The organism is Petrachloros mirabilis (assembly GCF_975968855.1).
Window position 1 is genome coordinate 1 of sequence record NZ_CDLUDY010000106.1, and the last position, 6,095, is coordinate 6,095.

Consider the following 6,095-nt stretch of genomic DNA (forward strand, 5'->3'; position numbering starts at 1 on the left):
ACGCCATCATGGGACACCATCCGGTAAATGCCGATTGGATCAGGTTCACTGCGACGAATGCGGCGAAATAATTCCAGTAGGGATGAACGGTCGCGCCGAGCACCACCGCGAACAACACAAACACCCCCGCAATCAACCGCAACATTTCGTTCAGATTCATAACTTCCTCCCTTCTCCTGCTCCGTGAGAGCCAGGGGGAAGGCAAAGGATTCTTCCTGACTATTCCGGCCGTTTCAAGCTGAGCATATAACTCGTCAAATCATGTAATTGTTGATCGTCCAACGGAAATTTCGGCATCAACGAGCCCGGCGATACCGACTGAGGATCACGAAAGTGCTTCACATGCCATTCACGGTCAGGTCGCGTGTCGCCGACGTAGGACAGGTCCGGCCCGATCGCGCCTCCTTCACCGTGAATGCGATGACACGCGGCACATCCCAATTGGGAAAAGAGCGCACGTCCCCTCGCGATGGCCGGATCGACCCGGGGGACGGCGTAGAGCTGTTTCAACGAAATACCCAACAGGGAAAAGACAATGACGAGAAACACCGCTCCTGAAGCCAATGCCGCGGGTCGCTTGATAGGATGACGCGCCGGATTCCTGTCGATGAAGGGCCAGAAGAACATCCCGAGGATGATGACCAACGGCAAAACCCAGGTCGCGAGCGGTTCCAACGGTCCATGGACGTACTTGAGCAATTCATAATAGAAGAGAAAATACCATTCCGGCACCGGAACAAAACTCGTATCGGCAGGGTTCGCTTTGTCGGTCAAAGGAAAGGGGACCAGGAGCGCGAGCATCGCGAGGACCAGAAACACTGCTAACATCACCATGGCATCCATATAGACTTGCCGCGGATAGAATGTCTCGCTGCCGATCGACGCCCGTTCATCGGTCCAGGGACCGGCGGGACCTACACGCCGCAAAATAAAAAGATGAGCCACGACCAGTGTGACCAGAACCGCTGGCAAGAAGAGGACATGCACAGCGAAGAATCGGGACAAGGTGAGCGCCCCCAAGACCTCTCCGCCCCGCATGACCCGCATCAGGAATTCCCCGACGAACGGAACAGTCCCCACCATGTTCAGACTCACCTGCGTCGCCCAGTAGGCCGTCTGATCCCACGGTAACAGGTAGCCGGTGAACGCAAAGGCCATCACCACGACAAAGAGCACCACTCCCACCATCCACATTATTTCGCGAGGCGGTTTGTACGCCCCATACAAGAAGGCCTGGAGCATGTGCAGACCGATCGCGACGACCATGGCGGAGGCGCCCCAGTGATGAAGTCCACGGACGAATGCGCCAAAGGTCACTTGTTCTTCAATAAACTGAATGCTGTCATAGGCATGGTCCGGCGTCGGAGCATAATACAGGGCGAGGAACATGCCGGTGAGTGCTTGGAGGAGAAATAAGAAGAGCGTAGCCGACCCGAACACGTAGATCCAGCTCGCTCCGCCCGGAATGGGCTCATCGAGGAGCGTCCGTTCGACCGGCTTGAGATTGAGCCGGGTATCGAGCCACTGGTACAGTCCCACGATCGCTCCCTGTCCCTATCTCACAGTTCCACCGCTTGCGAGACGCCCGACTTGAACTCCTTGAAAATTACCAGAAGACGTCCATCCTCGATCTTGGACGGAAGGGAATCCAGCGGACGTGGCGCAGGCCCTGCGAGTACTCGACCGTCGATATCGAATACACTTCCGTGACACGGACATTGGAACACGTTCTGCGACCCATTCCAGTGATAGCCGCAACCAAGATGCGTACACATGGGAGAAAACACCTTAATCTGCCCTTCTGCTCGCTTCACCGCCCATACAGCCTTCTGCAATCGGTTCTTTAAATATCCATCCTGGACCGTGGTGACATAATCGAGCTGTTGTGGATGGTCCACGTTCAACTCTTCCACACTACCGACGTCCACCCATTTTCGCTCCCGCCGTCTCAATGCCGGCGAAATTACGTATCCGAGAAGAGGAATCGCAAGCCCCAGCCCGATGAAGCTGGCTGCTCCTGCTGTGACCCACCGAAAAAAAGTACGGCGCGAACCGAGAGGCGTGCTCCGCTCGGCATGATCTTCCCTAGTTGGGCCCGGATTGCTGGTCATGCCGACCGCTCCAATTTCGTAATCCCCATCGCCTTCAATACCGCCTTCTCGAAAAACGGTTCGCTGACGCCTTTCTTCATTTTCATCAAAAAATACTTTTCGAGCGCAATCTTCGCCAAGTGAACCCATTTTCCTTTTTTCGCCCATGTCACGTTCCGCGGCGCCATCTGCGGGAGTGCGACAAAGGCCATCCCGGTATCGCCCATATCTGCCAGACAGATCGCATTCCACGTGGCGGTTTCTTTCTTTTCGTCGTTTTCGATATCGGCCTTGATGTTGTGGACAGCCGCCGAGACCATCGACTCGATCATGTACCCGGTTTTCGGAGCACCAGTCGGAACAGGAGTCTGCTCCACGGGAGGTATCGCGACGCAGACGCCGACAGAATAGATGTTCTTGTATTTCGGATTCGCTTGGTACGCATCGATATTCACAAAACCTTTGGGGTTGCAAAGCCCCGGCGTCCCCGCCACCGCATCAACTCCTGCAAACGGCGGAATGATCATCGAGTACCGGAACGGCAATTCCTGACCGTCTTCCAGCAACATCTTGCCCGGTTGTACCTCCTTGATCGACATATTTGAGAGCGGCATGATCGAATGTTCGGCGAATTCATCTTCCATCAACCGGCGCGATCTGCCGACACCGGCAAGGCCCATATGACCGATATAGGGCTCCGGCGTCACGAAATAGATGGGGACTTTCTTCCTCAGCCTCTTCTTACGGAGATCGGCATCGAGAATGAAGGCCATTTCATAGGCTGGGCCGAAGCAGGACGCACCCTGTGCAGCCCCTACTACAATGGGACCCGGGTCTCTTAAAAAGCTTTGATACGACCCCCACGCCTGTTCGGCATGATCGACGTTACAGACCGATTGTGTATTGCCGCTGGGACCGAGTCCGGGAACTGCGCCGAAATTCAGCTTAGGTCCGGTCGCGATGATGAGGTAATCGTATGGAATCTCGCCCTTTGCTGTGACGACGCGATTCTGCTCCGGCTCGATCCGATCGGCTGCCGCATGGATGAACTCGATGCTTTTCTTCTGTAACACCGGCCCCAGCGCGAAGCTGATGTCCTTTCGTTTCCGCCATCCTACCGCCACCCAGGGATTCGACGGCACAAAATGAAACGACTCGACGTTTGAGATCACCGTCACCTTGTGCTTCTTGTTCAATAGGGCTCGTGCTTCATACGCGGCCGGCAATCCCCCGATCGATGCCCCGATAATCACAACGCGAGCCATGACTTCCTCCTTACTTTGCAGGCTTCTAAGTGGTTCTCGTTCGACCATCACTCAGATGTGAGTTGCTGCGCCCTCAAAAGATTCGCATTTCACAGATCCTAAAGTGTAAACTTTATCGCTGAATTGCGACCCCCGCGCCATAGTCGTAGACCAAACTCCCGCCATAGTAACTAGCGACAAACAATACGAGTACTCCTACTATCCCCACCGATAACGAGGCGACAGGCCGTGTCTTCATGACGTCCAACCACTCAGCAAGACGTAGTCCGAGCAACGCCGCAAAGATCCAAAACACCGCGAACCCCAACTTTTCGTGAACTTCGAGGACAAATTCGGGTACTCCGCTATGCTCAGCAGACTCCTCCGCCAATGCACCTGAAACAACCGACACCGCTGCGCCGGCGAGACCCAGCACGAGCGAATACAGACTGGCTATACGAGTTTCATCCGGACGCCATCTAAGCGCGATGAAATCAAGCAAGACCGCAGCAGACAGGAGGGCGATAGGGAAATGTACCAGCATTGGATGGATAGGGTGCATAGTCGAATTCCTTCAATTCATTGATGCCCATTGGCCCGCTCTTGCAAAGACAACTCCCCATCGTTTCGGAAACACAAGTTTCGTATTTCCAAGGGAAATCGACTCCTTACACCGTCAACCTCTTGGCCAGTACACAGGGGAAGTGGAGCCGTGCTACAGGATATGGCAGAACGCTGTTGCAGAAGGCGACAGCCTGATATGGCTAGAACCGCGCGAGGGCAACTGCTGTTGCGAGAACTACGAGTGACAGGAGGAGCGCAAGCCTCGGAATCCATGAGGCTGAATTCACGGCGAGTTGTTGCCTTCTCGTTCTCTCGCCTATGGGAATCATCGTAGCCTGCTTGATCTCCGGGCCAAGCACGAGATCATGAAGCACCGTGAGCACAAGGAGGACAAATACCAGAGTCAATTTGATCGTAAGAACAAAAGGCCACCCACCGGGATCAACGATGCTTAATCCCCTCGCATGAAGGAGCATAGGCCCCGAGCTCAAGAGAACGGCGATCGAAATCCACACCATGATACGAAAGCGCCGCGCTGCAGCCCGAAAGAAGACGACGACTTCTGAACTCGCCTGTCGACTCCTCAAAAGCGGTGCCACGGTTGTGGAGAGAAACACCATCCCGCCGATCCAACTGACCGCGGCAATGAGATGGAGGAAAATGGCGGTAAACCAGAGGATGGACATGGTGACGATAGTGAAGCGGGAGAAGCAGGACTCGTCAGTGTTTGCAGTTCAGGAACTGTGAACTGTTCCGCAGTCTGATAATAACTGAACGTGGACAACGAAGGGCATGGGGCCTGAAAAGATGAGACACGAGGCGAAACGCTTTTGCAGAGAACCCAGCGTTTCGCCACGGTGCCAACTATTCGTCTTGGTATCCGATATCGTTCGAATCCAAAACGATTTAGAAGCCGATACCGACATATCCTCCCACCGTCCCATAATTATTCACGGTGTTTGTTTGATTTGACGCCAAATGATACCGTCCATCAACCCCTAGCCACAACTCTTTCCAGATCCGGTACTCCGCCCCAGCTCCAAACTGAACGCCAATGTCCAAGTACTGTGTCTGGTTTGACGGAGGGCTGATCACGTGGAAATCCAGCCCGACCGGAATGAGCCACGGTTGAAGATCTTTCCCTTGCATGAACTTTATTTTTGGAGCGACATCAACCGTCAGCATCGTCAACTGCACCTTGTTCAGACCTGCGTTGCTAACGCCTGTGACACCTGTAGTGTCGGAGTTGGCGACCCGTTCCGATTCGAAACGTTTATATTCAACTCCGATCTCGCCAACGATAGCGATGCCTTTCATCATGCCCCAGACATCTCTCGTCAACATCAGATCTGTTCCGGCCCCGACATAATACCCCGACGTACCGTCGTTCAATCCGGCTGCATTGTGTCCGTCCACAAACAGCTCACCTCCACGCCCACTGTTCAACCCGGCAAAACCACCCCTGAAAAATACCCGATTTCCCGTCGACGTTGACTCTTCAGCCATAACCGGCGATACACCAGAGACAGCGAGCCCCCCGGCGATCGCAACTGCGACAGACCACACTCCAATGCTCCACACGATTCTCCGAACCTGCATGATGCCTCCCCCCTTCGGCGATGGTCGAACGACGCTCTGCGTCCTTCGACCGTTCTGCTGATCTGTGCTCGCCGGCCCGAGACATCAGCTTGTGAATGAATCCCACCATCCTACCTTTGCACCTTTTCACACTCTTCTTAGTGGTGCTCCTGCTTGTCGATCATCGGATCGATTTCCTTCTTCACCTCTTCCGTCACGTTGTAACGGTTGTATGCATGATCCAGCACCTCGGTGGCATAGAGCCGCCCCCTCGGCGCCGGAACGGAAAAATTCGCCTCGGTCGAACCCTGTGGGACAACGGTAACCGTTTGCTCGATCGGGATACGGATATAGGGATGCCAGAGGAGCAGCTTATAGGTTCCAGGCGGCACATTGGCGATGGTGAACCGGCCCTGCTCATCGGTCTTCGCAAAGTACGGATTTTTTACAGCAAGGCCCCAACTTTCCATATAGGCGTGGAAGCCACACTGCATGACGAAGATCCGCCGCCCCTTACTCAGTTTGACAAGTTCTTTCATCGGCGCGCCGGCCATGTGTTTGTGGTACATCTGGGCATCGCTGCGTTCCTTGAAATCCCGCGGGTGCTGCGGATTCATCG

Annotated in this window: 8 protein-coding genes; all 8 read right to left on the reverse strand. The window is 54.6% G+C overall.

Annotated features, from left to right (window positions below; translation table 11 throughout):
* Window positions 1-160, reverse strand: a 160-nt coding sequence (locus ACWVCN_RS04415; RefSeq protein WP_455244313.1) for a YgaP family membrane protein, incomplete at its 3' end; no start/stop codon positions are given.
* Between the two features lie 59 nt (window positions 161-219).
* The gene (locus ACWVCN_RS04420; RefSeq protein ID WP_455244306.1) at window positions 220-1,539 is read right to left on the reverse strand and encodes a cytochrome b N-terminal domain-containing protein; all 1,320 of its coding nucleotides are present in this window, start codon (window positions 1,537-1,539) and stop codon (window positions 220-222) included.
* A gap of 20 nt (window positions 1,540-1,559) precedes the next feature.
* A complete protein-coding gene (locus tag ACWVCN_RS04425) occupies window positions 1,560-2,111 on the reverse strand; it encodes a QcrA and Rieske domain-containing protein (protein WP_455244307.1) in 552 nt (183 codons plus the stop codon).
* A complete protein-coding gene (locus tag ACWVCN_RS04430; protein WP_455244308.1) occupies window positions 2,108-3,355 on the reverse strand; it encodes an NAD(P)/FAD-dependent oxidoreductase in 1,248 nt (415 codons plus the stop codon). The genes ACWVCN_RS04425 and ACWVCN_RS04430 overlap by 4 nt, the downstream gene beginning before the upstream one ends.
* 112 nt (window positions 3,356-3,467) lie before the next feature.
* Entirely contained in the window at window positions 3,468-3,896 is a 429-nt protein-coding gene (locus tag ACWVCN_RS04435; protein ID WP_455244309.1) for a DUF2231 domain-containing protein, read from the reverse strand.
* A gap of 202 nt (window positions 3,897-4,098) precedes the next feature.
* Complete coding sequence (locus tag ACWVCN_RS04440) at window positions 4,099-4,584, reverse strand: hypothetical protein (protein ID WP_455244310.1); 486 nt, start codon at window positions 4,582-4,584, stop codon at window positions 4,099-4,101.
* A 220-nt stretch (window positions 4,585-4,804) separates the two neighbouring features.
* Window positions 4,805-5,497: a hypothetical protein gene (locus ACWVCN_RS04445; protein WP_455244311.1), complete on the reverse strand. Its 693-nt coding sequence runs from the start codon at window positions 5,495-5,497 to the stop codon at window positions 4,805-4,807.
* Between the two features lie 137 nt (window positions 5,498-5,634).
* Window positions 5,635-6,095 (reverse strand): hypothetical protein (locus ACWVCN_RS04450; protein ID WP_455244312.1); only part of this gene is annotated, 461 nt, incomplete at its 5' end.